This window comes from Sorangium sp. So ce176 (assembly GCF_051519835.1).
Classification (GTDB): domain Bacteria; phylum Myxococcota_A; class Polyangia; order Polyangiales; family Polyangiaceae; genus Sorangium; species Sorangium cellulosum_G.
In genome coordinates this window covers 9,011,845-9,037,900 of sequence record NZ_CP150371.1, presented here as the reverse complement: position 1 = coordinate 9,037,900, position 26,056 = coordinate 9,011,845, and the positions used below count along the sequence as shown (strand labels likewise).

The 26,056-nt window shown below is 72.1% G+C and carries 25 protein-coding genes; 9 read left to right on the top strand and 16 right to left on the bottom strand.

Annotation, left to right across the window (positions count from 1 at the left end):
- Positions 1–3: 3 nt before the first annotated feature.
- The 3 genes from WMF42_RS34185 to WMF42_RS34175 all read left to right on the top strand — a co-directional run bounded on the left by WMF42_RS34185 (position 4) and on the right by WMF42_RS34175 (position 2,849).
- Positions 4–831, top strand: coding sequence for a hypothetical protein (locus tag WMF42_RS34185; RefSeq protein ID WP_437687139.1), 828 nt, complete (start codon positions 4–6; stop codon positions 829–831).
- Positions 831–1,790, top strand: coding sequence for a PEGA domain-containing protein (locus tag WMF42_RS34180; protein ID WP_437687137.1), 960 nt, complete (start codon positions 831–833; stop codon positions 1,788–1,790). Before WMF42_RS34185 ends, WMF42_RS34180 begins: the two co-directional genes overlap by 1 nt.
- A gap of 132 nt (positions 1,791–1,922) precedes the next feature.
- On the top strand, positions 1,923–2,849 hold the full coding sequence (locus tag WMF42_RS34175; RefSeq protein WP_437687135.1) for an alpha/beta hydrolase: 927 nt from the start codon (positions 1,923–1,925) through the stop codon (positions 2,847–2,849).
- Between the two features lie 34 nt (positions 2,850–2,883).
- Here WMF42_RS34175 and WMF42_RS34170 read toward each other — a convergent pair whose 3' ends face one another.
- From WMF42_RS34170 to WMF42_RS34155, 4 genes are all read right to left on the bottom strand, one after another.
- Complete coding sequence (locus WMF42_RS34170; protein ID WP_437687133.1) at positions 2,884–3,399, bottom strand: PDZ domain-containing protein; 516 nt, start codon at positions 3,397–3,399, stop codon at positions 2,884–2,886.
- Between the two features lie 324 nt (positions 3,400–3,723).
- The gene (locus tag WMF42_RS34165) at positions 3,724–5,328 is read right to left on the bottom strand and encodes an FAD-binding oxidoreductase (RefSeq protein WP_437687131.1); all 1,605 of its coding nucleotides are present in this window, start codon (positions 5,326–5,328) and stop codon (positions 3,724–3,726) included.
- A 136-nt stretch (positions 5,329–5,464) separates the two neighbouring features.
- Positions 5,465–7,084, bottom strand: coding sequence for a SulP family inorganic anion transporter (locus WMF42_RS34160; protein WP_437687130.1), 1,620 nt, complete (start codon positions 7,082–7,084; stop codon positions 5,465–5,467).
- Positions 7,085–7,134: 50 nt separating this feature from the next.
- Positions 7,135–7,803, bottom strand: a complete 669-nt coding sequence (locus WMF42_RS34155; RefSeq protein WP_437687128.1) for a carbonic anhydrase — start codon at positions 7,801–7,803, stop codon at positions 7,135–7,137.
- A 47-nt stretch (positions 7,804–7,850) separates the two neighbouring features.
- On the opposite strand from WMF42_RS34155, the gene WMF42_RS34150 reads away from it, so the two are divergent.
- A complete protein-coding gene (locus tag WMF42_RS34150) occupies positions 7,851–8,246 on the top strand; it encodes a hypothetical protein (protein ID WP_437687126.1) in 396 nt (131 codons plus the stop codon).
- A gap of 215 nt (positions 8,247–8,461) precedes the next feature.
- On the opposite strand, the gene WMF42_RS34145 is transcribed toward WMF42_RS34150, so the two are convergent.
- The 11 genes from WMF42_RS34145 to aroA form a co-directional block, all read right to left on the bottom strand.
- Positions 8,462–8,887, bottom strand: coding sequence for an HIT family protein (locus WMF42_RS34145; RefSeq protein WP_061613453.1), 426 nt, complete (start codon positions 8,885–8,887; stop codon positions 8,462–8,464).
- A gap of 140 nt (positions 8,888–9,027) precedes the next feature.
- Positions 9,028–9,969, bottom strand: coding sequence for a hypothetical protein (locus tag WMF42_RS34140; protein WP_233562731.1), 942 nt, complete (start codon positions 9,967–9,969; stop codon positions 9,028–9,030).
- Positions 9,970–10,093: 124 nt separating this feature from the next.
- On the bottom strand, positions 10,094–11,041 hold the full coding sequence (locus tag WMF42_RS34135) for a hypothetical protein (protein ID WP_437687124.1): 948 nt from the start codon (positions 11,039–11,041) through the stop codon (positions 10,094–10,096).
- A 144-nt stretch (positions 11,042–11,185) separates the two neighbouring features.
- On the bottom strand, positions 11,186–12,655 hold the full coding sequence (locus WMF42_RS34130; protein ID WP_061613450.1) for an AI-2E family transporter: 1,470 nt from the start codon (positions 12,653–12,655) through the stop codon (positions 11,186–11,188).
- Positions 12,652–13,203, bottom strand: a complete 552-nt coding sequence (locus WMF42_RS34125) for an HIT family protein (RefSeq protein ID WP_061613449.1) — start codon at positions 13,201–13,203, stop codon at positions 12,652–12,654. The genes WMF42_RS34130 and WMF42_RS34125 overlap by 4 nt, the downstream gene beginning before the upstream one ends.
- A gap of 195 nt (positions 13,204–13,398) precedes the next feature.
- A complete protein-coding gene (locus WMF42_RS34120) occupies positions 13,399–13,917 on the bottom strand; it encodes a hypothetical protein (RefSeq protein WP_437687121.1) in 519 nt (172 codons plus the stop codon).
- 196 nt (positions 13,918–14,113) lie between these two features.
- Complete coding sequence (locus tag WMF42_RS34115; protein ID WP_267888159.1) at positions 14,114–15,961, bottom strand: 30S ribosomal protein S1; 1,848 nt, start codon at positions 15,959–15,961, stop codon at positions 14,114–14,116.
- Positions 15,962–16,090: 129 nt separating this feature from the next.
- Entirely contained in the window at positions 16,091–17,245 is a 1,155-nt protein-coding gene (locus WMF42_RS34110) for a hypothetical protein (protein ID WP_437687119.1), read from the bottom strand.
- Positions 17,246–17,330: 85 nt separating this feature from the next.
- Complete coding sequence (locus tag WMF42_RS34105; protein WP_437687117.1) at positions 17,331–18,293, bottom strand: hypothetical protein; 963 nt, start codon at positions 18,291–18,293, stop codon at positions 17,331–17,333.
- The gene (cmk, locus tag WMF42_RS34100) at positions 18,277–19,095 is read right to left on the bottom strand and encodes a (d)CMP kinase (protein ID WP_081427049.1); all 819 of its coding nucleotides are present in this window, start codon (positions 19,093–19,095) and stop codon (positions 18,277–18,279) included. Before cmk ends, WMF42_RS34105 begins: the two co-directional genes overlap by 17 nt.
- Positions 19,096–19,127: 32 nt before the next feature.
- Complete coding sequence (gene aroA / locus WMF42_RS34095; RefSeq protein WP_061612766.1) at positions 19,128–20,501, bottom strand: 3-phosphoshikimate 1-carboxyvinyltransferase; 1,374 nt, start codon at positions 20,499–20,501, stop codon at positions 19,128–19,130.
- Positions 20,502–20,612: 111 nt separating this feature from the next.
- Here aroA and WMF42_RS34090 point away from each other — a divergent pair, with 111 nt between their 5' ends.
- A complete protein-coding gene (locus WMF42_RS34090) occupies positions 20,613–21,515 on the top strand; it encodes a nucleotidyltransferase domain-containing protein (protein ID WP_061612767.1) in 903 nt (300 codons plus the stop codon).
- Between the two features lie 72 nt (positions 21,516–21,587).
- Positions 21,588–21,866 carry a cupin domain-containing protein gene (locus WMF42_RS34085; protein WP_434042797.1) on the top strand — a complete coding sequence of 93 codons (279 nt, stop codon included), beginning with the start codon at positions 21,588–21,590 and terminating at the stop codon, positions 21,864–21,866.
- Positions 21,867–22,256: 390 nt separating this feature from the next.
- Here WMF42_RS34085 and WMF42_RS34080 read toward each other — a convergent pair whose 3' ends face one another.
- Positions 22,257–23,081 carry a hypothetical protein gene (locus tag WMF42_RS34080; RefSeq protein ID WP_437687114.1) on the bottom strand — a complete coding sequence of 275 codons (825 nt, stop codon included), beginning with the start codon at positions 23,079–23,081 and terminating at the stop codon, positions 22,257–22,259.
- Positions 23,082–23,742: 661 nt separating this feature from the next.
- Here WMF42_RS34080 and WMF42_RS34075 point away from each other — a divergent pair.
- The 3 genes from WMF42_RS34075 to WMF42_RS34065 are packed head-to-tail and all read left to right on the top strand — an operon-like array spanning position 23,743 to position 26,032.
- Positions 23,743–25,104, top strand: coding sequence for a serine/threonine protein kinase (locus WMF42_RS34075; RefSeq protein ID WP_437687112.1), 1,362 nt, complete (start codon positions 23,743–23,745; stop codon positions 25,102–25,104).
- 14 nt (positions 25,105–25,118) lie between these two features.
- On the top strand, positions 25,119–25,544 hold the full coding sequence (locus WMF42_RS34070) for a hypothetical protein (protein ID WP_155799045.1): 426 nt from the start codon (positions 25,119–25,121) through the stop codon (positions 25,542–25,544).
- On the top strand, positions 25,541–26,032 hold the full coding sequence (locus tag WMF42_RS34065; protein WP_437687110.1) for a hypothetical protein: 492 nt from the start codon (positions 25,541–25,543) through the stop codon (positions 26,030–26,032). Before WMF42_RS34070 ends, WMF42_RS34065 begins: the two co-directional genes overlap by 4 nt.
- Positions 26,033–26,056: the final 24 nt, after the last annotated feature.

Genomic DNA, 26,056 nt, shown 5'->3' with positions numbered 1-26,056 from the left:
GTCATGCGCAATTCTCGGGTGACGTTTCGCTCCCTTCGCGGCCGTGGCGACCTGCTGCTCCTCGTGGCCGCGCTCGCCGCGGCGGCGCTCGGGCCGGGAGGCTGCTCCGCGCTGATCGGCGCCGAGCTGTCCGACAAGCCCGACGAGACGGAGGACGCCGAGGGCGTCGGCGACACAGGCGACGGGAGCGGCGGCGGCGATCTCCACCGGATCAGCGTCGGAAGCGGCGGGGATGAGAGCGCCAGCAGCAGCGCGAGCAGCGGTGGCGAGAGCGCGAGCAGCGGCGGTGGCGAGGGCGCGACCAGCAGCGTGAGCAGCGGTGGCGAGGGCGCGAGCAGCGGCGGTGGCGAGGGCGCGACCAGCAGCGCGAGCAGCGGTGGCAGCGGGAGCGCGACCAGCAGCGGGAGCGGCGCCGGCGGCGGGAGCGCGACCAGCAGCGCGAGCAGCGGTGGCAGCGGGAGCGCGACCAGCAGCGGGAGCGGCGACGGCGGCCCAGGCGGCGGGAGCGGCGACGGCGGTCCGGGCGGCGGGAGCGGCGACGGCGGTCCAGGCGGCGGGAGCGGCCCCGGCGGCCCGGGCAGCGGGAGCGGCCCCGGCGGCCCGGGCAGCGGGAGCGGCCCCGGCGGCCCGGGCAGCGGGAGCGGCGACGAGGGCGGAGGCGGGAGCAGCGGCGCTGGCGGCGGGGCGGTCTGTCATGGTCATTTCGCCGATTGCGACGGGGACGCCGCGCACCATTGCGAGACGAACCTGTGGAGCAACGACAACCACTGCGGAGCTTGCGGCAACCGGTGCCTGGACCGCACGCATTGCCAGCAGGGAGAATGTCAGTGATGGCCCGCTCTCCTGCTCGATCCAGGCGGCTTGGCGCCTTCCTCGTCGTGGCGTTGCTCGCGGCCGCGGCCCCGTCGTCCGCGTCCGCGCAGGGCCCGGGCGATGTGGAGTCGGCGCGCGTGCTGTTCGTCCAGGGGGCGAAGCTGGCCCGACAGGGGCGCTGGGAGGAAGCGCGGGCGCTGTACTCCCGGTCGCTCGAGATCAAGCCGGCGCCCCTCACGCGGTACAGCCTCGGCGTCGCGCAAAAGGAGCTGGGGCAGCTCGCCGGTGCGCTCGCCTGCTTCCGCGCGTTCCTCGCCGAGCCGTCCACGCCGGCGACCGCGCCCTACGTCGGGCCGGCGCGGGACGCGGTCGCCGCGCTCGAGGCGCGCGTCGGCCGGGCGACGATCGCCGTCAGGCCCGGCAACGTGGAGGGGCTCACGCTTGTCGTCGACGGCAAACCGGCGCGCGGGGGGCCCGGGCACGTCGTCGAGCTGGACCCGGGAGATCACGAGGTCGTGGCGAGCGCTCCGGGGTACCGCGCCGCCTCGGCTCGGTTCACCGTCGACGCGGGCGGCTCGGTCGAGGTCCCGATCGCGCTGGCGCCTCGCACGGCGGTGGCCGCGCACGCCTCGGCGGCCGGCGGTCTGCCTCCCGTGGCCGATCCCTCCGACGCTTCGCCGAGCCGGACGCTCCCGATCGTCGTCATGGGCGTGGGCGGCGCGTTGTTCGCCGGGGGCGCGGTGCTCGGCATCTCCGGCGTGAAGCAGGCGAGCGCCGCGCGCACGAGCGCGGGCGCGGACGCGAGCGCCGCGCGCGCGAAGGGGATCGTCGGTGATGTCCTCGGCGGCGTCGGTCTCGCGACAGTGGGTGTCGGGCTGTACCTCCTGCTCAACCAGCCAGCGCCGAGCGCGCCGGAGACGGGAAGCGTGAGGCCGTGGCTGGGCGCGTCGGGCGCAGGCATCGAGATGCAGCTCTGACGGCGCGGGGGCCCGCGTCAGGCCCTCGTGCTGGACGCGAGCGCTCGACGCGCGGGCGCGAGCCGCGAGAGGCGCGCACATGGGGCATGCCCGCGCTTTCCGGCGGCAGCGCGGAAATGGTACTGCGCGCTCATGCGCTCGATCGCGATGGTGCTGTCCCTGGCCGCGCTCCTGGCCGCGGGCGCGCCCGCTTCGGCCGAGGGCGACGAGGCCAGCGCGCGCCCGGCCGGCGCATCCGCGCCCGCGCCGCTGGCAGCGGACGCGCCGGCGCCCCCGCAGGCCGCGCCGCTGGCAGCGGACGCGCCGGCGCCCCCGCAGGCCGCGCCGGCAGCAGCGGGGTGGTGCGCGCCGGAGCTCGCGTCGCTGCCCGGCGAGGTGTGCGCCTTCTTGCCGGCCAAGGAAGCGCCTGGCCCGCGCGTGCTGATGATCTTCCTGCACGGCGTCGTTCAGCCCGATTCCGGGTGGCAGTGGGCGCAGCAGCGGGGCGCGGCGCGCGCCGGCGCCCGGCACGGCGTCGTCGTGATGATGCCGCGCGGACGCCGAGGGATCGGGCCAAGGACGATGGAAGACTGGTGGTGCTGGCCCACAGCCACGGCCGCGCAGGCATCCCACGAGGACGCGCTGCTCGCCGCGTGGGACGCCGCGCGCGCGGAGCTCGAGCGGCGCGCGGGCGGGCGCTTCGAGCGGGTGCTCGTGTTCGGCTTCTCGAACGGGGCGTACTACGCGACGTCGCTGGCGATGCGCGGGCGGCTGCCGGTCGACGGCTACGCGGCGTTCGCCGGCGGATCCGGCGCGCGCTATCTCGAGCGCGCGGGCGCGCAGACCCGGGCGCGCGTGCCCCTCTTCGTGGGCTGGGGCGGCAAGGACCCGGCGCACGGGGATCAGGTCGCGCTCGCCAGGATGCTCCGCAGGCTGAAATGGCCCTCGAAGGCGCTCGGCAAGCCGCGCGCGGGGCACGCGATGACCGATGATCAGGTCGACAAGGCGTTCGAGTTCCTGATCGGGAAGCGGGGCGGCGCGAAGAAGCCTGGCCGCGGGCTCGCAGCTCGACCGCGATGAGGGGGCGCCCGGGCGGCGGCCGTCGCGAGCGCGGTCAGCCGCCGTCTGCTCTCCCGGCGCGCTCCGCGGCGCCGGCCGGCGGGGTCGGCCGCGGATCGCCGGCCGGCACCTGGAGCATCGCGTAGTTGATGGTGGTCTCGTTGCGCAGCACGGTGAGCACCACCATATCTCCGGGCGCGCAGGCGGTCAGGTAACCCTCCAGCGCTGCCATCGAGTGGACGGGCCGCCCGTCGACCGCGAGGATGACGTCGCCCGGCTCCAGCAGCGGGGCCGTGAAGCTGCGGACATCCATGGTCGCGATCCTCACGCCAGGACCCGAGGTCGGCTGGACCGTGAGGTACCACGGCGCAGGGATGGACGTCATCGTCGGCGCGGGCCCCGGCCGCTCCTCTGCAGTCGCTGTCTGCGCCGGGCTTGCCGGCGCGTGGACGCGCCGCTGCGCGGCCTCGGCGCCCTGCTGCGCGGCGTCGGCTCCTTGCTGCGTGGCCTCGGCGCGCGAGCAATCGCCGCGGCACGCGGCGAACGCCAGCGGCACCAGCGGGGTGAGCACGCCCGATAGCCGCCGTGCCCACCCGTGCGCGCCGCGCGCTCGGACAGGTTGTTCTCGCTGCTGACCGCTTTGCATGGCCCCCGCACTCCGATCGGCGCAAGGTGGTGCAAGATCTCCACCAGCGATCTCCGCCCGCTGTCCGGACCGTCGTCAGCGCGCTGCGAGGGCCGGAGCGCGGCGGGCGCGGAGAACGATCTTCGTCATCTCTGCATCTCCGCGCGCGCTGCGCCTCCGCGCTCCACACCCCCGTGAGCCCGGGACATCGGCGCGCGCCCGAGAGGACCGGAAATCGGGGAAGACGCCCGCGATCCCGGCGCGCCGTGCTCACCGGCGGGCGAGCCGTGGCGCCGGACGGAAGTGCGCGGGGAACACCCGCTCGAGGAACTCGTTGCGCAGGAGCCCGTCCGGATCGGCGAGCTGCTTCAGACGGACGAACTCCGGGAGCGCGTGCGCGTACATCGCCTCGATCTGCTCCGGTGTCGCGTAGACGTTCTTCACCAGGTAGACCCGGCCGCCGAGCTCGAGCGTGTGCGCGCTCAGCTCGCTGAGCCGCAGGCGGATACGGCACACGCTGTCTTCATCCCAGGCCTCGAACGCGAGCGTCACAGCGAACCCGTCGGTCCCGTGGTTGGCGGAGAGGAGAAACCGATCTCCCTGGATGTGGAGCACGTCGAACATGAGCGGCGGGATCCCGTCCCGGGCCGCGATCTCCTCGATCGTGCGCAGGAAGTCGGCGAGCCGGCGCAGGCTCTCCTCCCGGGCGCCCGCGTCGTACGGGATCATGAAGGACTGCTGCACCGTGAACATGCGCATCCCGAAGCCCTGCGCGATGCGCTTCGCCAGGACGTTGCCGTCCATGAAGAACATGTAGCCCATGAGCTCATCGACGTACGGGCGCGTGACGTCGAAGATGAAGCGATCGATGATCGTCCAGATGGCGCGGCTCACCACCGACGCGCGCATCAGCCACTCGACCGGCACGCGGAGCAGGTGCCGGGGGCGATGGGTCAGCAGCGGGCGGAGCACGAGCGACGTCCCCGCGACGTACCGCGACCGGAGGACCATGCTCCTGCTCCCCTCGAGGGTCTGGAAGGCGACCGAGAAGAGCGCCTCGGGGATCCATCCGGCCTCGTCGGCGGTGCCCCCCTCCGCCGGCAAGAGCAGCTCGGGCGGCGGGACGAGCGCCTCGGCGAGCTCCTCGAACGACGCGTAGCGCGTCGCCTGCGTCACCACCCGGATCGGCGTCCCGGCCGGGGCGACGCGCGCGACGCGGTAGGTGATGTCGATCACCGCGCCGAGGTAGCCGAGCCCGCCGATCACCGCGTGGAACAGCGCGCTCGTGGGCTCGTCGCGGCTCAGCGAGAGGAGCTGCCCGTCGGTGGTGAGGAGCGTCAGCCGCTCGACGTAGCTCCCCTCCTTGCCGGCGGTGCCCGAGAAGCGAGAGAGGCAGCCCCCCGAGACAGTGCCCCCCGCGGTCGCATAGCTCGTCGATACCGCCGTGTACGGCACGAAGCCGCGGGCGGCGAGCTTGCGGGCGATGGCTCCCCACGTGGCGCCCGCGCCCACGGTCATCCGGGCGCGCTCCGCGTCGACCTCGATGGAGTCGAAGCGGCTCATCGAGATCATGACGTCGTCGTTCAGCGCCTGCCCGTCGAACGACTGGCCCCCGGCGCGGAACGTGATCCTGCGCCCCGTCTGCTTCGCCATCCGGAACAGCGCCCTGAGCTGCTCGACCGATCTCGGGAAGTACAGGTCTCCACACGAATGGTGGAGCCCGCCATAGCCCTGGAGGAGGCAGAGCGGCCTCCGCGGGATCTCGTCGATGCGCGGCGGGGGCGCGGCGCCCCGGACGTGGGCGAGGCCGGCGCCCGCGCCTTCGTTCGCGCGCGGCGAGCGCGAACGCCACCCGCCGGCGAATCCAGCGGTCATGGTCAACCCGAGGTGGGAAGGAGAGGGAGGGGGACGCTGCCTGTCGTGCCGGTGCTATCGAGCGCAGGACGCATCCTGGCAGCGTCGCTCGAGCGGGGCGCCGGGGCAAATCCGCGCCCCGCTCGTCGGGCCGGGCCTACAGGCCGAGGACCTCGACGCGGATGTTCCGCCGCGGCGCGGACTGCTGGAAGCGCCGGATGAGCTCCGCGACGTCGTGATCGACGTACGATACGCCCTGGGCGTCGACGACCACGTGCGTGTCGCTCGGCAGCCCCTCGAAGAGCGAGACGAGCTTGCCCTGCGTGAAGAAGTAGGCCGCCTTGTTGAAGCGGATCGTCACGCGCGCCCCCTCGTGGACCACGTCGAACACGCGGGACATCTGCGTCCTCAGCACGAACAGGACGCCGACCGCCAGGCCGATCGCGATGCCCTTCAGGAGATCGGTCAGCACGATGGCCACGATCGTCACCACGAACGGGATGAAGTGGTTCCACCCGAGCTTGTGCATCTCCGCGAAGATCTTGGGCTTGGCGAGCTTGTAGCCGGTCACGAGCAGGATGGTCGCGAGGCACGCGAGCGGGATGCGCGAGAGCATCGCCCCGGCGAACACCACGGCGAGCAGGAGGAGCGCGCCGTGCGTGAGGGCGGAGACCCGCGTGCGCGCGCCGGCGTTCGTGTTGGCGCTGCTGCGGACGATGACCGACGTGACCGGGAGCCCGCCGGCGAACCCGGAGACCATGTTGGCGAGCCCCTGCGCGACGAGCTCGCGGTTCGGCGGCGACTTGCGTTGCCACGGATCGATCCGGTCGACGGCCTCCAGGTTGAGCAGCGTCTCGAGGCTGGCGACGATCGCGAGCGTCACGCCCAGCACCCAGACCTCGGGCCGCATGATCGCGGACCAGTCCGGGAGCTGGAAAGCGCTGAGCAGGTCGCCCGTGGGCAGCGTCACGAGGTGCTTCTGCTCGAGGGCGAGCGACGGGATCGCCGCCTTGAACAGCTCGTTGCCGAGCGTCGCGACGAGCACGGCGGCGAGCGGCGCGGGCAGCCAGGAGATCTTCGCGAGGCGCGACTTCTCCCAGCCGACAAGGATGACGAGGCAGATGGCGCTGAGGAGGAACGCGCCCCACTCGAGCGCCTGCGGCGCCTGGGCCAGCATCGTGAAGGTGTTGCCGCCCTCGGCCTGGAACGACTCGGAGGCGAAGTTGTCCTTGTCGTAGCCGATGGCGTGAGGGAGCTGCTTCAGGATGAGCAGGACGCCGATGGCCGCGAGCATCCCCTTGATGACCGAGGAGGGGAAGAAGTGGCTGATCGCGCCGGCCTTCAGCAACCCGAGCGCGAGCTGCAGGACGCCGCCGATCACCACGGCCATCGCGAAGGCCTGGAAGCTCTGCAGGCTGGTGATGCCCGCGAGCACGATGGCCGCGAGGCCCGCCGCCGGGCCGCTCACGCTGAGCGGGGCGCGGCTCACGAGCGGGATGACGAGCCCGCCCACGATGCCGGCGACGATGCCCGACAGCAGGGGGGCCCCCGACGCGAGCGCGATGCCCAGGCAGAGCGGCAGGGCGACGAGGAAGACGACCACGCCGGCCGGAATGTCGTACTTGAGGTTGGCGGTGAGGCGCGGATCGAGCGGCGGCGCGCCGTCCGCCGGCGCCCCCGGGAGCGCTGTCGCGTTGCCAGGAACGTCAGTGATCTGGGTGCGGGCGTCTGTTTGTCCCGGCCCATTGCTTGCTTGAATGACATTGTCGAGCTGCATCGAACGGTCCTCTTTTCGAGTGAGGTCTTGGGTCAGCGCCTGTCAGGCGTTCAGACCGCTCGCCGGAAGACCGCTGTCTCCGGGAGCGCCGACGGCGACGCCGTGTCGCAAATGGGCGCGTACTGACCGCTCGATGCCTCGAATTGAAAGACCTGCCCGGTCTTGATCTTGAAGACCCACGCGTAGAGCGAGAGCTCGCCGCGCGCGAGCCGCGCCCGGACCGTCGGGTGCGTCCTGAGGTTCTCGATCTGGGCGAGGACGTTCTCCTCCACCGTGATCGTCAGCCGATCCTCCCCCTCGATGTGGGGGTAGTTCTCCTGCACCAGCCGGCGCGTCAGCTCGGCGTGCTGGAGCCAGCTCTTGACCCCGGGCATCTCCTCGAGGCTCCCGGGATCGAGCAGCCCGCGCATCGCACCGCAGAGCGTGTGACCGCACACGATGATGTGCTTGACCTCGAGGTGCGCGACAGCGAACTCGATCGCCGCGGCCTCGCTGCCGTTGCTCGCGCCGTAGGGGGGCACGATGTTGCCCACGTTGCGAACGATGAAGATGTCGCCCGGCTCGGTCTGCGTGATGAGGTTCGGGTTGATCCGGCTGTCCGAGCACGTGATGAACAGCGCCTCGGGCCGCTGACCTCTCGCGAGGTTCTTGAAGAGATCCTCGTGCGTGCGGCAAACCTCGGCATGGAACTTGTGCAACCCGGTCGCTAGCTTCTGCATTGAACAAACCCTCTCCGTTACCGCGCGGCTCTGGCGCGGCTGTCGTCGTGAACACCACCCTTTCCAGCTCCTCCGACCTCGCGGCGAACGGCCGCGGGCGCGGAGCTGACGGATCAATTCAGGAAGCGGGCCGGGGGACGACGGAGAGGAGGGCGGAGGACAGGAGACGCGAGGCGCGCGGGTCGGAGGTCGGCGACGAGGATAACGCGAGGCGGCAGATCGCCCCCGATCCCGGCCCGCTGTATCGCGCGTGCACGAAACGTCGCTCCCCGCTGCAGCGGCTGCACCACCTCGAGGTCGGCGTGATCGACCTCGATGGCCCCAGATCGAAACGTTCCCGAAACATCGGTATTGCTCGTTTCGATAACGCTGATGTTCACTCGTGCCAGCGTAAGCGGCGCGAGGAGCAGCGCGAAGAGCAGCGCGATCCGCGGGAAAAATGACCGAAGGCTCAGCATGGTTCGGGGATTGAAGAGTTCGTCGGTCGCTCGAACCAGGATGGAACGCAGTATATTCCTCAAATTGGCAGGACGGCTAGTGTGTCGCGCAACATTGATGGGGTACAGGCCGCTTGTGGCAGAATGTCACCATCGAGGACGGACTCACGGCGCCTGACCAGGCTGGGGCCCGACGCAGATAACCGCTCTGCAGTCGGGATTCAACCTGGGGCCAACGCTGTCACGATGGCGTCACGCGTGTCGTGCATCTCCTGCTCACCCGCATATTTATAACGAGGCCAGAAGAAGCCCTTGAGGCCGTCCCTCTGCCGGCGCGGGACGACGTGGACATGGAGGTGGGGGACGCTCTGACTGACGCGGTTGTTGATCGCGACGAAGAAGCCGTCTGCTGAGAGCGCCGACTCCACGGCGCGCGCGAGGCGCTGCGCTGTCGTGAAGAGCGGGCCGACCAGCGCGGCGGGGAGGTCGGTGAGCACCTCGTGGTGGGCGCGCGGGATGAGCAGGCAGTGGCCGGGGAACAGCGGGCGGCTGTCGAGGAACGCCATGACGTCCGGCTCGTCGAGAACGACGAACGCCGGCGTTTCGCCCCGAACGATGCTGCAGAAGACGCAAGAACGCGCGGCCACAGGCAGCCCGCGAGATGCCGCGCCCGCTGCGCGGCGTCAATGCCGGCCGGCTGCGACCTTTTGTCGCGCGGCCCGCCGCGGCCCGGTTCGCGCGGCAGCCTGAGCAGCGCGCGAGCCGGGCCGCGCCGGCGGCGGCGTCGTCAGTGGCTCGCGAGGACGTCGCTGATGGACCCCTGGCCGGCCGGCTCGTGCGTCCAGTAATCGAGCAGCCGCCCGCCGGCCGTCATCCAGATCCGGTCGTAGCGGCCGTCCTGCGACGTGATCCGCACCAGGTGATCGCCGCCGTGGAACGCCCAGTGGCGGCCCGTGTTGTCGAAGTGGTCGATGAGCGCGCCCTGCCGCGTCTTGACGTGGAGCGCGTCGGCCGGGCTGTCCCAGGACGTATCGACGATGAGCTCGTAGACCTGCCAGAGGTTGCCGGACGGGAGCACGCCCCAGTCCACGTTGAGCCCGGAGTCGTTCGGGAGCCCGAAGACGAGGCAGTGGGGCATGCGCCGCGCCGCGTGCCAGAGGTCGCCGTTGCGGCTCGGCTCGTGGTGCAGCGTCACCAGCGTGTTGCGCGCGAGGCCGAACGCGTCGTTGTCGCCCGGGCTGTCCCACACCCGGCGGAAGAGGTGCTGGCAGAGCTGATCGGCCCCGGCGGAGAACCCGACGGTGAGCAGGCCCCGCTGGCGGCGCTCGTGCAGGATCCGCCCGAACTTGCCGGGCTCGCCGTCGAACAGCGCGCCGAGCTGCTTGTAGCGCCAGAGGCCCGTCGTGCTGTAGCCGCCGCCGAGGATCACCACCTCGGACGACGCCAGGTAGCGCCAGAGGAGGTCGACATCCTCCCCGCGCAGGTCGCTCCTCCAGTAGAACGGCACGTGCTCCAGGCCGAACCGCTCGTAGTGCTGGAAGAACCAGCGGAAGTTGCCGTACGCGAACTCCTGGCGCTCCAGCTCGTTGCCGTCGCGGGGCGCCTCGGACATCGGCAGGAACAGGATGCGCTTGTTGTCCTGCCCCTGCAGCGCGCGCTGCGCGATGTGGTCGTTGTGGATGACGTTGCAGCGGTTGTGCGAGCTGTAGATCAGCGCGGTCCCTCTCATCAGGGCCGGGATCTGAGCGGCTCGGCGCGCCGCTCGTCAAGACAAGAGGCCGCTCCCCGTCGAACGAGCGGCAGGCGCGGCGATCACGGCGGCGGCGTGGCGCGGGCCTCGCCCGGCCGCTCGCTCAGCCGCGCCGCATCTGCTGCATCTTGCGCGGGACGGCGCCGGAGCGCATCAGCATCTCGAACGCTTCCTTCTCGAGCATCGGGTGGATGCCGCGCGGCGGGACGCCCATGGGGCTCTTCTTGCGCGTGACGAAGCCGCTCAGGTACTGCGGGTTCAGCCCGTACAGGCTCCGCAGCGTGTTCTTCATCTGCTTCGTGTTGTTCGCCCACGCGTAGGCGAACGCCCGCGAGCGGAGGAGCTGCGGCTTGAGATCGGCGAACGCCTCGTCGTTCGGGTCGAACGTCTCGAGCAGCTCGACAGCCTTCGCGGCCTGGCCGGTCCTGGCCCACGCCTCGCCGACGATGGCGGCCATCATGGCGCGGATCTTCGGCTCCTTGTGGCGGGTCATGTCGATCTTGTCGACGAGCGCCCGCGCCTCGTCGGTCTCGCTCAGGATGAGGTGGATCATGCCGCGCTGGGCGCGCGCCTCGTCGGCCATCGGGGCCATCACCTTGTCGAGGTTGATGGTCTCCAGCGTCCGGAGCGCGGCCCGCGGGTCCTCCTGCATCTGGAGCTGCGCCTTGGCGAAGACCGCGGCCGCGTCGTCCTTCTTGAACTCGGTGTCGAGCTTCGCGATCGCGTCCTTGCGGGCCTCGGCGGTGTCGGCTGTCTGCACGATCTGCGCGACGGCGCGCGACCGGGTCGCGAAGCGCAGCGCCCACACGATGACGCCCGCGACGACGACAGTCAGGATCCCGGCGACCACCTTCGGCCAGACGCCCGGGATGGCCAGGGCGATGGCCCAGACGATGAGCGCCGGGATGCCGACGCGGATGGCGAGCGAACGCGGGTTGAGCTGGGAGAGGGGGTCGGCCGGCGGCTTTCCGCTGCGGAGCGCCGCGATGGCCTGCTCGCGCTGCTGCTTGGGGCTCTGCTTCTTCGGGGTGGGTTTGCCGGGGGTCTTCATCGGGGTCGTGGATCTGACGTTCCCGCTGCGGGGGCGCGGGGTCTCATAGCCGGCTTGCGCGGGAGCGGCCAGCGCCGGCGGGCGGCCGGGGGCGGTTGGTGCTGGCGGCCCGGCCCCCGGCGAGGGATGGATGAGACGAGCGGATCAGCCCGCGGCGGTGTCGGGGTCGCCGGCGCGCGGGCGGGGCTCCCCCTCGGCCCCGGAGGCGGGGACCGGGGTCGACGCCGGGTGGACCGCCTCGAAGCCGCGCAGCGGCGGCAGCGGCTCGATCGACGGCGTGACGAGCGTCGCGCCGCGCTGCGGCGGGATCGAGGCCGTGGGGTCGGCGAGGCCGAGCGTGGACTCGCGGAAGTGGAGGAAGATCGTCTGCGCGATCGAGAGGCAGGGGACCGCGAAGAGCGCGCCGGTGATCTGGAAGAAGTGCTCGCCGATGAGCAGCGCGAGCACCACGAGGACCGGGTGGATCTTCGCGGAGTCGCCGATGATCTTCGGGTTCAGGAAGTTCGCCTCGAGCTGGTGGATGCCCACGATCCACGCGAGCACGCCGACCGCCGTGCCGAACGACTGCGTGAGGCCGATGGCGACCGCCGGGATCGAGCTCAGGATCGAGCCGAAGATCGGGATCAGCGACATCACGCCCGCGACGACCGAGAGGATCGGCCAGTACTTGAGGTCGAAGAGCCAGAAGCCGATCGCGGAGAGGACGCCGTTCACGAGGCAGATGAGGAGCTGCCCGCGGACGACGCCGGAGAGCCCGCGATCGAGCCGGCGGAGGAAGCGATCGAACGAGTCGCGCGAGCTCGGGTGCCAGAGGTCGCGGAAGAAGCGCAGGATCTTCTCGTGGGTCAGGATGATGTACCCGCCGAGCATCAGCGTCATGAACAGGTTGAAGATGCCGCGCGAGATGGCGGTCGCGATGGCCTGGCCGATCCTGAGGACCGTGAGCGAGTTCTCCTTCAGGTACGAGGCCGCCTTCTCGTAGCCCTCCTGGAGCATGTTCGCGCTGGAGAGCGGGTGCTTCGGGCGCCCGTGCGCGATCTGCCAGACGCCGTCGCCGGCCTCCCGGATCTCGATGTCGTCGGCGATGCGCACGTCGAACGAGCCGTCCGGCCCCGGCGTGATGCGGACGGGCGGGCGCTCGCTGTCATCCTCTCGGGGCAGCGCGATCGCGTCGGGCGGCAGCGCGGTGATCTCGTCGGGCTCCCCCCCCGGCGCGGCGTCGCCGACGCGTGGCGCGTCTGTCGCCGGGTCGGCCTCGCGGCCCGACCAGCGGCGGAGCCGCTCGTCGAGCGCGGGCAGGTACTCCTCGCGCAGCCGCGCGGCGAGCCGCGGCGCCTCGACCGTGAGCGCCTTCCCCTCGGCGACGAGGCGCGGGACGCTGAGCGCGAAGAAGCCCGCGATCCCCGAGAGCACCACGGCGTAGACGATGAGGATCGACGCCCACCGCGGGATGCGCGCGCGCTCGAGCCGGACGACCGACGGCGTGAGCACGTAGGCCACGACGAGCCCGAGCACGAACGGGAGCAGCACCGCGTGGGCGACGACGAGCAGCGTCACCGTGAGGACGGCGCTGACCGTCAGGAACACGGTGCGCCGCGAGATGCCCTCGCTCACTTGGCCTCGCCGCGCCCGGCCGCGCTCGCGGCGCCGCCGTCGATGAGCGACGCGGGGAGGTCGGCGAAGAAGCCCTGCAGGTGGTCGCGCGTGGCGTCGAGCGCCTGCGGGACGACGCGCACGTCGGCGAGCACCGGCATGAAGTTGGTGTCTCCGGGCCAGCGCGGGACGATGTGCACGTGCAGGTGCTCGGCGATCCCGGCGCCCGCCGCTGTGCCGAGGTTGATCCCGATGTTCATGCCCTCGCACCTGAGCGCGGCGCGCAGGCGGGTCGCCGACTCGCGCACGAGGCGGAAGAGCGCCTCATGGTCGGCCGGATCGAGCGCGTCGAGCGAGGCGACGTGCGCGTGCGGGACGACGAGGAGGTGCCCCGACGCGAACGGGTAGCGGTTGAGCATGACGAACGCGCGGCCGGTCGTGGCCACGACCAGCCGGTCGCGCTGTTCTTGCTCGGAGGCGCGGGGGATGCCGCAGAAGATGCAGTCGGCCTGGCCCTTCGGCGCAAGGATGTACTCGATGCGCCAGGGCGCCCACAGGGGGTTACCCATGTCGCGGAGACGCTAGCACGGCGGCCACGCGCGGGGGACCACCGCGCGATCATCGTCCTGGCATCGTCGCATCGCGTCGCGTCGCGCCGCGCCGCGCCGCGCCGGCGCTGTCGCGCGCCGCCTCGCGCCCGCACCGTCCTTGCATCGCCCCGCGCCGGGGTTCGCCGCGCGCGCTGCGGCTCCCGCCGCGGATCTTCAGAAGGGGATCGGCGTGGCCGCGAGATCGAACCAGACCGAGAGGCCGAGCCCGGCGAACGTGCCGAGCGCATCCCAGACGAGATCGCGGAAAGAAGGGGTGCCGTGCCCGGCGGCGTCGTGCGCCTCCTTGGCCAGGCCAGCGCCGAGCGCGACCGCCGCTCCCAGCGCGACCCGCCCGCGGAGGTCGTCGGTCGCGAGCGCGCCGAGCGCGTATCCGCCGCCGGCGAGCGCCATGGACGCGCAGAAGTGGCGCGCCTTGTCCTCGCCGAACCACGGGTCGGGGCCGCGCGTCAGCGGCTGCGCCGCGGAGCCGAGCCAGGGCGACGGGCCTGCGGCGCGGGAGCCCGCGGCGGGGAGGGGAGCGCTACCGGGCCGGGCCAGGGGCGCGCCTGCGGCGGCGCGGGGGCGGGGGTCGTCGGTCCGGGCGGGGCCGTCGGCGCGGGCAGGCGGAGCGCCGAGCGCCACGGCGGCGAGGACCGGCGCCGCGAGGGCGGCGCGCGGAAGGAAGCCTCTCATCGCCGGATCGTCCGCGGCGCCGCGGAAAAAGCAAGAGGCGAGGCCCTTGGAAGAGCCTCGCCTCTCGTTTCACATCCGTACCATCGGGTCCACACGGCGAGCCGAGGGCACCGGGGGCGCCGCGGCCCGCCGCACCTGACGCGGCGGCGTGAGCGCCTGGCGCGCGGCCGTCAGAGAGGCCGCGCGCCGGGCGACGTCACTTCAGGTCGAGCTTGGTGCCGAACTTCTCCTTGATGAGATCGCCGATCGTGCCGGCCACCGGCTTGTCGTCGTCGTCCTTGCGCTTCTGCTGCTGCTGCCGGACCGGGGCGGGGCGCTCCATGCCGATGTTCTTCATCGTCAGGAAGAGCCGGCGGTCGACCGTGTCGAGCGAGGAGATCTCGGCCTTGACCTTGTCGCCGACCTTCAGCTTGCCCTCCTCGGGCTCCTGCACGTCGCTCTGCGAGATGAGGCCCTCGACGCCCTCGCGCAGCCGCACGAACACGCCGTAGTCGACGATGCTCACCACCTGGGCGTCGTCGATGACGCGGCCGGGCGGGTACTCCGTCAGCATGCTCGGCCACGGATCGTCCCAGAGCTGCTTGATGCCGAGGGAGACCTTCTTCTCGTCGTGGTTGATCGAGAGGATGATCGCCTCGACGTCGTCGCCCTTGTGGTACAGGTCGCTCGGGTTGTTGACGCGCACCGACCACGAGAGATCGCTCTTGTGGACCATGCCGTCGACGCCCTCCTCGATCCCGACGAACACGCCGTAGTCGGTGAGGGACCGGACCTTGCCCGCGATCTTGTCGCCGGGGTGGTACTTGTCCGTGAAGAGCATCCACGGATCGGGCTCGAGCTGCTTGAGACCGAGGCTGATGCGCTTCGCGCGCGCGTCGACCTCGAGCACCTGGCACTCGAGCTCCTGGCCCACCTCGAGCAGCTTCGACGGGTGCTTGACCTTCTTGGTCCAGCTCATCTCGCTGACGTGGATGAGGCCCTCGACGCCCGGCTCCAGCTCGACGAACGCGCCGTAGTCGGTGATCGACATGACCTTGCCGCGCACCTTCTTGCCCGCGGGGTACGCCTCCTCGGCGTGGTTCCACGGGTCCTCCTGGGTCTGCTTGAGGCCCAGCGAGACGCGCTCGGTGTCGGCGTTGTACTTGAGGACCTTCACGAGGACCTCGTCGCCGACCTGGAACACCTCGCTCGGGTGGTTCACGCGGCCCCACGACATGTCCGTGATGTGCAGGAGGCCATCGATACCGCCGAGGTCGACGAAGGCGCCGTACTCGGTGATGTTCTTGATGGTCCCCTTGACGGTCATCCCTTCGGTCAACGTCTCGAGCGTCTTGGCCTTCATCTCGTCGCGCTCGCGCTCCAGGAGCACGCGCCGCGAGAGCACGATGTTGCCGCGCTTCTTGTTGAACTTGATGACCTTGAACTTGTAGGTCTGGCCGATCAGCTTGTCCAAGTTGCGGATCGGGCGAAGATCGACCTGAGAGCCCGGGAGGAAGGCCTTCACGCCGCCGCGGATGGTGACCGAGAGGCCGCCCTTCACGCGCTGGCTGATCGTGCCCTCGATGAGCTCGTCCGCCTCGCAGGCGTTCGAGATCTCATCCCAGACCTTCATCTTGTCGGCCTTCTCCTTCGACAAGGTGACGAGGCCGTCGTCGTTCTCGCGGCTCTCGATGTAGACGTCGACCTTGTCGCCCGCCTTGACGGCGGCCTGGCCCCCGGCATCCGAGAACTCTCGGAGCGCGATGACGCCCTCGCTCTTGCCGCCGATGTCGACCACGACGGAGTCGCGGTTCACTGCGACCACGGTGCCGGAGATGATCTCTCCTTCACGCGCGAAATCGCCCCCCTCCACGCTCTGTTCGAAGAGCGCGGCAAAGCTCTCCATGCTCGCCCCGGACGAGCCTGCCTCCATCTGGATGTTACTAGTCATGTTGTTCGTTCTTGTTTCCTTTCCTTCCCTGGGATTCGCCGCTGCGGGCGTAGGCGTGGACCCTTGGTGCCACGCACGAGCGACGGAGGGGCAGGCACACGAGTACCGATGCACCCGGCCCCTCGGGAGAGGCGAGCCTGTAGTCTGAGGAAGGGCCTCTGTCAATGCAACGACCGAGCCACGGGCAGTTTTTGTCGCTTTCCTGAGAAATGACGAGCTCGCCGGCTCAAAGAGGCGCGGTCCTCAGGGCGCGGCGGGCGGCGCGGGGGGCGGCGCGTTGGCGGCGCTGGCGACGCGCTGTGCGAGGTCTGCGCAGGCGCGATCGAGGCCCTCGTAGGGCCACTTCGTCTGGATCTCGACGCGATCGCCCTGCGCCGCTGCCTGGGCTCCCTCGATCGCTGTCTTCGCGCCGGCGACGTCCGGCACCAGCGCGAGGGGGAGCTTGAGGCTGCCGAGGAGCGCCTGGGCGTCCGAGGCGAGCGCCGCCGCGGCCTCGCCCGAGGCGGGCGCGAGGCGCATCGCGAGCGCGGGCTCGGCGCCGAGGGTGAGGGCGCCCGAGGCGTGATCGATGCGGCGGAACAGCGCTGCGGCGCGCGGCAGCACGGGGGAGACAGCGCCGGCGGCGCCGGACCACGCGGGGCTCGTGAGCGCGAAGGTGACCGGGCCCTGCTCGGGCAGATCGAGGCGCTGCCACTCGTCCGACGCGGGCAGCGCGGCGTTCACGATCTCGACGTCCGTGCCGAGGACGAGCGTGCCGTCGTCGGCCTGGCCGATCACGACGCGCGGGCGCGCGCCGTCGAGGACCACGAGGAGCTCGCCCTCGCGGCGCCAGCCGGTCCAGCCCTCGTCGCGCGCGATCTTCTCCAGGCCGGCGACGAACCGGCCCTTCGGGATGCGCCCGCCCGCGAGCGCGACCCAGCTCGCGGCGTCGGTCGACGCGATCACGATCTCGCGCAGGTCCGAGGGGAAATCGAGGCCGGTGGCGGCCTCGATGCGCGCCTTGCGCGACGCGCGCGACGCGTCCGACGCCGCCTCGTCGAGCAGCGGGAGGAAGTGCCGGCGCACGGGGCCGAAGAGCGCGAGCTCGGCGGCCTCCAGGCGGACCACGATGTTCGCGTCGCCCGGGATGTGGCGCCGGGCCGTCGGCTCGTAGCGCCAGAGGAAGAAGTAGACGGCGAGCGCGGCGCCCCCGAGCAGCGCGAGGAGCGCGATCGCGGCGAGGAGGCACGCGGCGATCGGCGGCCGGCGCGGCGGGCCCGGGCGCGGCGGGGCGGCGGGCGGGCCGTCGCCGGCGCGCGCCTCGGGGGGGTCGCCCCCGGGCGCCGGCGCGGGCGCCGCGGCGTCGTCGGTCACGGTGGGGCGGATCGGCTCTTCTTCTTCGATCAGGGTGTCGGGCATCGGTTCAGCCGGGCGGGCGCCGGGGCAGCCAGGGGGACAAACAGCCCTACTACATAGACAAAATCGGACCGTGTCACGCGTCGGCTCAGCCGGGCGAGCGCGAGGAGAGCAGGGAGAGCACGAGGGGCGCAGGGATGAGCCAGCGGAGCCGCACGGCGCGCTCCACCTGCTCGATCGAGAGCGCCTCCACGAGCTCGGCGTGGCGCGTCTCCTCGAGGTTGTCGCGGAGCACCTCGAGGAAACGGAGCGCGCGCCCGGCGCCGGCCGCGTCGACGCCGACGATCTCGGCGTCGACGCGCACCCCTTCGTCGTGGAGCGACGCCACGGCGCGCACGCGCTCGACGCCGGCGACGAGCGCGCTGATCGAGGGGAAGCGCCGCTCGAGGCGGGGAGGCAGCCGGCGCGCGCGCAGGTCGAGGCTCACGAGCCCCTCGGCGGCCGGGTCGCCGCGGCGCGCGTCGGGGCCGTCGCGGAGGACGCGCGCGACGCTGCTCACCTCGACCGCGGACACGAGCGCGACGGCGCGGTCGCCGAGCGCGACGATCCGCGCCGCGTCCGCGCGCGCGCCGACGCTGCCGCGGCGGTCGAAGACGGAGACGCCGCCCTGCGAGGACGGCGCGACCTCCCAGCGGTCGGGATCGGGCGCGAGCCCGGCCATCCGGCCCTCGAGGACGACGACCCTGTCGCCCTCCTCGAGATCGGCGAGCCGCAGGCCGAGCCAGACGACGTCGGCGCGCGGGAGCGCGCTCTCCAGCAGCGCGTCGGGCGCCTCGTCGAGCGCGCGCCGCGCGAGCGCGTCCGCGGCCGCCTGGCCGAGGCCGGCGCGCATGCGGGCGACGTCGACGCGCACAACGAGATCGAGATCGGCGGGGATGAGATCGGCCGGCTCGACGCGCCGGACGATCCGCGGGCCGGCGGGGGCCTGCGCGCCGCGGTCGCCGGCGAGCCGCGGGGCGGCGTCCCCGCAGGCCGGGAGCGCGAGCGCAATCAGGGCGAGGCCGATGGCCAGGCCAGCGGCGGCGGCGCGGACGTCAGCCGCCGCGCGCACGGATCTCCACGAGGGTCGCCATCTCGTCGATGATCTCCTCCGGGCTGCTGTGGCCGGAGTCCACGAGGATCGCGTCGTCGGCCTTGCGCAGCGGCGCGACGGCGCGCTCGCTGTCGGCCCTGTCGCGGCGGAGCACGTCGGCGAGCGTCGCCTCGAAGCTGACGGCCATGCCGCGCGCGACGAGCTCGTCGTACCGCCGCTTGGCGCGGATCTCGGCCGGCGCCGTGAGGAAGAACTTCACCTCGGCGTCGGGGAACACGACGGTGCCGATGTCGCGCCCCTCGAGCACGACCCCGCCCACGGCGCCCGCCTGCCGCTGCATCGCGAGCAGCGCCTTGCGCACCGCGGGGATGGCCGAGACGCGGCTCGCGCCGAGGCTGATCTCGGGCGCGCGGATCGCGCTGGAGACGTCCTCGCGGTCGAGCAGCACCTGCATGCCGCTGCCCCCGACGCTCGACTGGGCCGGGGCGTCGTCCGCCGCCTCGTCGCCGGCCGCGGCGGCGGGGTCCGCGCCGGGCGCGCGCCGCTCCAGCGCGATGCGCCCGCCGCTGGCGAGGTCCTCGGCGAGCGCGCCGATCGCGCCCGCCTCGTCCCACGCGAGGCCGGCGCGGTGGGCCGCGAGCGCGACGGCGCGGTAGATCGCGCCGGTGTCGACGAGGAGGTAGCCGAGCCGCTCGGCGAGCCCCCGCGCGACAGTGCCCTTGCCGGCGCCGGCCGGCCCGTCGATGGCGACGCGCAGCCGCCGGGGCTCGCCCGCGGCCGCGAGGTGGCGCGCGTCATCCTGTCTCTGCCGTTCCGTCACCTGCGCTCCTCCTCGGTCATCCGCTCCCTCGCTCACGCCGCGCGCGCGCTGTCGACCTCGATGCGCGCGCCCAGGGCGCGCAGCGTCCCGACGAAGAGGGGGAAGCTCGTCGCGATGCAGCCCGCGTCGCGCACGCGCGTGGGCCCGCGCGCGGCGAGCCCGAGCACGGCGGCCGTCATCGCGATGCGGTGGTCGCCGAAGCTGTCGACGTCCGCCGCGTCGAGCGGGCCGTCGGGCCTGCCCTCGACGAGGAGCCCGTCGGTGCGCTCCTCGCAGCGAAGGCCGAAGGCGCCCAGCACGGACACCATGGCCGCGATCCGGTCGGTCTCCTGCGCGCGCAGCTCCCTGGCGTCGAACACCTCGGTGACGCCGCGCGCCCGCGCGCCGAGGGCGAGCAGGATGGGCAGCTCGTCCATGGCGCGCGACGCGAGCTCGCCGCCGGCGCGCCCGCCGCGCAGGCCGGCGCCGGCGTTGAAGGCGACGTGCAGGTCGCCTGTCGGCTCGCCGAGGGCCTCGCCCTTGAACTCGACGGCGACGGCGCTGTCCATGTCGCGCAGCACCTCGAGCAGGCCGGTGCGCGTCGGGTTGAGGCCCACGCGCCGCGCCGTCACGCGGCTGCCCGGCACGATCTGCGCGGCGGCGAGGAGGAACGCGGCGGCCGAGAGGTCGCCGGGCACGTCGAGCTCGAACGCCGGGAGCGCGCCGGAGAAGCGCAGCGCGTCGAGGCAGACCATCGCGCCGACCGAGTCGAGGGGCACGTCGAGCGCGGTGAGCATGCGCTCTGTGTGGTCGCGCGAGACCGTCGGCTCGCGGACGAAGGTGGGGCCGTCGGCGAAGAGGCCGGAGAGCAGCAGGGCGCTCTTCACCTGGTCGCACGGGACGGGGAGCTCGACCTCGATCGACGAGAGCACGTGCGGCTCGGGCAGCGCCCCGACGTCGAGCGGCGCTGTGATCTCGCCGATCTTGCGCGGGTCGAGCTGCCCCTCGATGCGCCCGCCGCGGAGCCGGAGCGGCTTCGCGACGCGCTCCATGGGGCGGCGCGAGAGCGAGGCGTCGCCGACGAGCCGGGCGGGGAAGCGCTGGGCGACGAGGATGCCCGCCAGCAGCCGCATCGTGGTCCCGGAGTTGCCGCAGTCGATGGGGCCGCTCGGGGCGCGGAGGCCGGAGAGCCCGACGCCCTCGACGACGAGCTCGTCCGGCGACGGCTCGTCGACGCGGACGCCGAGGGCGCGCAGCGCGCCCACGGTCGAGCGGATGTCGCCGCCCTGCGTCGCGCCCCGGATGCGGCTCCGCCCGCTGGCGAGCCCAGCCAGGAGGAGCGCGCGGTGGGCGATGCTCTTGTCCGCGGGGACCGGCACGCTTCCGATGAGCGGGCGCTCGGCCGGGTGGACGATCAGGTCGGGCACGCGTTGCCGTGTAGCAGAACGGCGGCGTCGGGCACAGCGAACGGGGCGGGGGCCATGCTACCGTCGGCGCGCGGCTCCACCTGGGTGAGGCGCGGAGCGGGAGGAGGCGGCGTGGACGAGGCACTGGACGTGGCGGCGCGCGTGGCGGCCCGGCTCGGCGCGATCCCGGGCGTGGCGGCGGTCGTGCTGGGCGGCTCGCGCTCCCGAGGGGAAGGGCTCCCCGACTCGGACATCGATCTGGGCATCTACTACGAGCCGGAGCGCCCGCCCGATCTCGAGGCGCTGCGCGCGCTCGCGCGGGAGCTCTGCGGCGGCGGCGCCGCGGACAGCGTGGCGCCGCTCGCGAAGGAGCTCCACGGGAACGTCCCCGAGGACGTCGTGACGCCGATCGGCGCCTGGGGGCCGTGGATCAACGGGGGCGCGTGGCTGGAGGTCGAGGGGCGCCGGGTCGACTGGCTCTACCGCGATCTCGCCCGCGTGCGGCGCGTGATCGAGGCGTGCCGCGCGGGGCAGGTGACGTGCGACTACCAGCCCGGGCATCCCCACGGCTTCCTCAACGCCATCTACCTGGCCGAGATCCACGACGGCCGGCCGCTCTTCGACCCGGACGGCGTGCTCGGGCCGCTGAAGGCGCTCGCGACGCCCTATCCGCCGCGCCTGCGGCGGGCGCTCATCGACAGGTTCCTGTGGGAGGCCGGCTTCGCGCTCGACACGGCGCAGAAGGCCGGGAAGCGCGGCGACGTGCTGTACGTGAGCGGGTGTCTCTTCCGCGCCGCGGCCTGCCTGGTGCAGGCGCTCTTCGCGCTGAACGAGCGCTACGTGTCGAACGAGAAGGGCGCGCTGCGCAGGACGCGGGCGCTCGCGCGGTGCCCCGAGGGGTTCGCCGACCGGGTGGAGGCGGCGCTGGCGGCGCCCGGCCAGGGCGCGGAGGCGCTGCTCGAGAGCCTCGAGCGCATGGAGGCGCTCGCGCGCGAGGCGCGCGACCTGTGCCGCCTGGACGCGCCGAGCTGCTAGCATCGGCCGCGACGGTGGCTGAGGACGCCGCGGGGGCGGGCCTGGAGGCGCATCGCGCGAGGACGAGGAGCCATGGAGATCAAGCTGGAGCACGGTCCGTCGGAGGAGCAGCTCGCGAAGCTCGGGGCGCGCGGGTGGCCGATCTGGACGAAGGAGGTGTCGACCTTCTCGTGGCACTACGACGAGCCGGAGACCTGCTACGTCCTCGAGGGCGACGTGATCGTGACGCCGGCGGACGGCGGGGGCGCGCCGGTGCGCATCCAGGCGGGAGACCTCGTGACGTTCCCCGCGGGGCTGAGCTGCACGTGGGAGGTCCGCTCCCCGGTGCGCAAGCACTACCGGTTCGGCTGATCGGCGGCCGGCGGCACCTTAAAGTAAGACGGCTTACGCGAGATCGGCGCCGGGGGGCGCTCGGCGCGAGTCCACTGTCGGCATTCGCCGCCCGGCGGCGCTTCGATGTGAGCCATCTTGCTCCGGAATGCCGGTCGATGGCGCTTTGATGTAAGGATTCTTACCGAGTATCGCTGGCCGGGAGCGCCTGGGAGTAAGAAATCTTACCCGGATGGCCGCCCGCCACCCGTTTCGAGCGAGTGAACTACCGCGCATCGGCTGGCAGGCGGCGACGAAAGGAAGATGGCTTACTTTCGTGGGGTGGAGGGCGGCGGATCGAGCAAGCTGGCTTGCGCCGCGCGCCCCGGCGCGGGGGACCCGCCGTGGCGCGGGATCAGGGGGTCGCCCGGTTCAGGCGTCGTCGAAGGGAGAATCGTCGTCGCCGGCCTCGCCGGGCGTCACGGCGTTGCCGGCCGGCGCGGGGTCGGCCGCGGCCTCGGCGCCGCCCTTGCGGCCGCGCCTGTCGGCGCGGGCGGACTCGCGGCGGAGCCGGCCCAGGAGGCGTTCGGTGATCTCTGCAGTCGCCGCCTTCTCGAGGGCGAGGTTCGTCTCGACGGCGCGGACCACGCGGATCCAGGCGTTGCGGGCGTTCAGCACCTCGCGCGGCGTCGCCCCGTCGGTGTTCGACGGGGCGCTCAGCGCGAGCTGCTCGCGCTGCGCCTCCACCTTCTCGATCTCGAGCGCGGCCGCGACCCAGGCGTCCACGACCTGCGCGAGCGGGCCCTCGGGCGTCTTCAGCTTCTTGAGCAGCTTCTCCGAGGCGTCGTCGAGCCGCGACCGGAGCAGCTTGGCGTCGCCCGCCTGGTCGCCATAGCTCCGCGCGATGGCCTTGAGCCCCGCCGGCGCGAGCCGATCGCGCAGGTCGAGGAGCGCCGCCGCGAACGCGGGGTCGTCGGTCATCTCGGCGAGCGCGCCGAGGTAGTTGTACGCCCCGCGGAGCTTGCGATCGTGGGTCGCGTCGAGCGCGAGGGCCTTCTCCATGAGCGCCTTCGACTGCTGTTGCAGGCTGGAGCCGAGCCGCTGCGTTGTCCTGATCCGGTCGTGCGCCTCCGCGACCGCGGGCAGGAGCGGCGCGAGCAATGGTAACGACGTGAAGGCCTTTCGGTCCTGCTCCGGATCGAGCCACGGGCCGGAGATATTGACCATCGCCTGGGGGCTGAGATTGCGATAACCCATGAGATACCCTCCTTGGTCAGGGGCGCCCGGAGTGTCGGTCCCGGATTGACTGGACGCAACCTGCCGGGCGCGCTGTCGGCCGTCGCAGTCTTGCTCTGCGGCCGGAGGACCTCGACCCGCACGGCCGCCCCGAACCCGCCGGCGTTCTCCTCGTTCTCGTCGACGCCCGCGTCCGCTCCGCATTCGATCAGGGCCAGCGAGGACGACCGGTGCGAGCGGCGAGCTGAGGACGTCGCCTCGCAGGCGAGCCGCGGGTAGCAAGGGCGCGCTGTGGCCGCCTCGTTGCTGGCCGACGTGCGCCTCGACCCCATGGAGCCACGCCGCCGCGGGGGCGCCGCCTTGGCGACGCGCGGTTCTCCAGGGCGAGCGCGACAGCCATCGATGGGTGAGAATTTTTGCCCATGATTCGCAATGCGCTCGCGGGCCGTACATCGGGGTCATCCAGGGTTCACAGCGCCAGGAGTCCCATGGTAAGTCACCTCTGCGCGAGGAGCAGACGCCGTGCCGGCCGAGGCTGGGCGGGAAGAGCGATGTCGCGCCGGATCGGCGCCAGCGCGGCGTCCGATCCTCACGTTGGGCCGGGCGCGGAGGTGCGGTTCTCGTGGTAGAGCCTGGTACCGTCTGGGAAGGCCACCGGATCCTCGGCGAGGTTCACGATGGTATGGACCGCACGTTCCTGGCCCGACAGGTAGGCGATGAGGGAGCGACGGTCTGGTTGCACCTCCGCGAGGGCCAACCCATGGACAGGACCGCGTTCGTTTCCGAGCTGAAACGGCTGCAGCATGTCTCGCGCGCGGTACCGCAGATCGAACCCGTTCTCTATGGCGACGCGGGCGGCCTCTCTGCCTGGGTCGCGTGCCGGCGAAGCGACGGCATCAGCATCAAGGACGCGACCCGCAGGGCCGATCTCGGGGCGACCGCGCTGCAGATGGTGGTCGAGGTCGCCCGCGCGCTCCAGCGAAGCCACGCGCTCGGCTGGTGCCATGGTGCGCTCGGGCCGGACCGCGTATTCATCACCTCGAAGCGGGACTATAGCATCAGCCATTTCGGCCTGGTCCGGCTGTTCCGGATCGAGCCGCACGAAGCCGCGCGGGAGCCGCTGGTGGCGCCTCCTGAGCTGTTGAGCGGCGACCGGGTGGGACCCCGGGCGGACGTCTATGGCCTCGGGACCCTGCTCTACGAGCTCCTCTGCCGTCGCTCGTGCGAAGCCGGCCCGTCCGGTACGTTGGGAGCGCGGCGGAACAGGCCTGTGATCCCCGTCGATATACCGCGCTCCGTCGCTGCGGTCATCGAGATGGGCCTGGAAGAGGATCCGCGCCGCAGGTACAGGAATGTGGACCACCTCATTACAGAACTCGAGGGCCTCGTGGACGCTTGGTCCAAGCTGGACCGGGCGCCGAGCAGCGGCGAGCAGCCGGCCTCGGTCGCCGGCACGGTGCCGTCGACCTTGCGCAGCTCCCACCTGGAGGGGCCTCATTCGCCAGCGTCGGTCACAGAAGAGCCGGACGCCCGCTCGTCCGAGGTCAAAGCGGTCGCTTCGCTGTCGAATGACGGTGGGCTTCCGCTGCCCGAGATCCCCCCTCTTGACGTGCCGTCGCGGATGGCTCCCGCTCCGGAGGATCTGATGTTGCCACCGCCGCCCTCCCTCATCCAAGGACCAGGGCGAGAGACGATGATGGCGCGGAGCAACCCTGCCGACACGTCGCCCCGGAGGCTCGCGAGCCGCATCGCGGCTTCGGTCGCTGCGATAGCTGCGCTGTGTGCAGGCGCGCTCTGCCTGCTGCGCCCGGCTGGCGCCGTCCTCCGCGCGGAGAAGCTCGCGACGACCCTGGTGGAGCGGGGCTCGCCGTTACGTGAGCAGCAGCGTTCTCCGCCGCCGACGTCGCCGCCAATCACCTCGAAGGAAGCAGGCAGCCGCCCGCGTGCTGTGCTCTCGCCGCGACTGGGCGTGGCGGCGAGAGCCGGTCTGCACCGGCCGTACTGCGAGTCCGGTGATGTGAGCTGTGGTCCTGCGCTGTACTAGGAGGGCTTCTGTCGATGCGAAGCGTTCTACTGTTCATCGGCATGAGTGCTGGGCTGGGTTGTGGCCCCGATCTCGACTGCCCCGGTTCAGGCCCCCACGAGGGCGACCCCGCCGTATGGCTCTCGAAGGGCACGCAGAACGAGGCGCAAAGCTGCGCGGAAGGGACCGAGGTCCTCTGGGACGGCTGGAGAGAAGGTTCTTCCACCGCCCCGGATTCGCCTGCATTCGCGCGCGCCTGCGCCGGCGTTGTTCGAGAGAACATCCCGGACGGGTACATCCTTTGCGTCATCCCGACGGAGGTGGAGGAGATCTGCTGGGAGGGATACGAGGACCGTGCGATCTATCTGGAAGGAGATGGCGAGGAGCATGTGATGTGCTGCACTCCTGCGGGCAACCCGCCGACCGTGCTTCCTCAAAGCTACGGTGAATGCACGATATGAGCGAGCAGCAGGCAACCACCAGCGCACGTGCGCTTTTATCGCTGCTCGGTGTCGCCGTATGCACCTCGGCCAGCGGATGCATCGCCCATCCGGAGGTCTCGGGCAAGGTGATCATCACGCGGGAAGGCGAAGAGCTGGTGCTCGACACGGGCAGCAACGGAACCAGGGTCGTGGATGCAAGCGGCGAAGTCGCGGGAGGATGCATCGTGCGCAATCAGAGCGAGCTCAGCGTGACGGTGCAAAAGGAGGGCGCCGCCTTCTCGTTCTTTGACCTGATGGACCAGACCGGTCTGCCCCACGTATCCGCGGAAATCGACGGAAAACTGTACCAGGGCGCATGCGAGATCATCGTCCAGGAGCAGCGAGGCGACCCGTACGAGGCCGACGTGGCGGCGGGGCCGTGCGACATCATCCGGAACTTCGACGGCAGCAAGGCGCGCCTCGTGACAGCGACCTTTCACGTCTCGGACTGCAGCGGGGCCGACTAGCCCGGGCCTGGCCGGGCGGTCGGG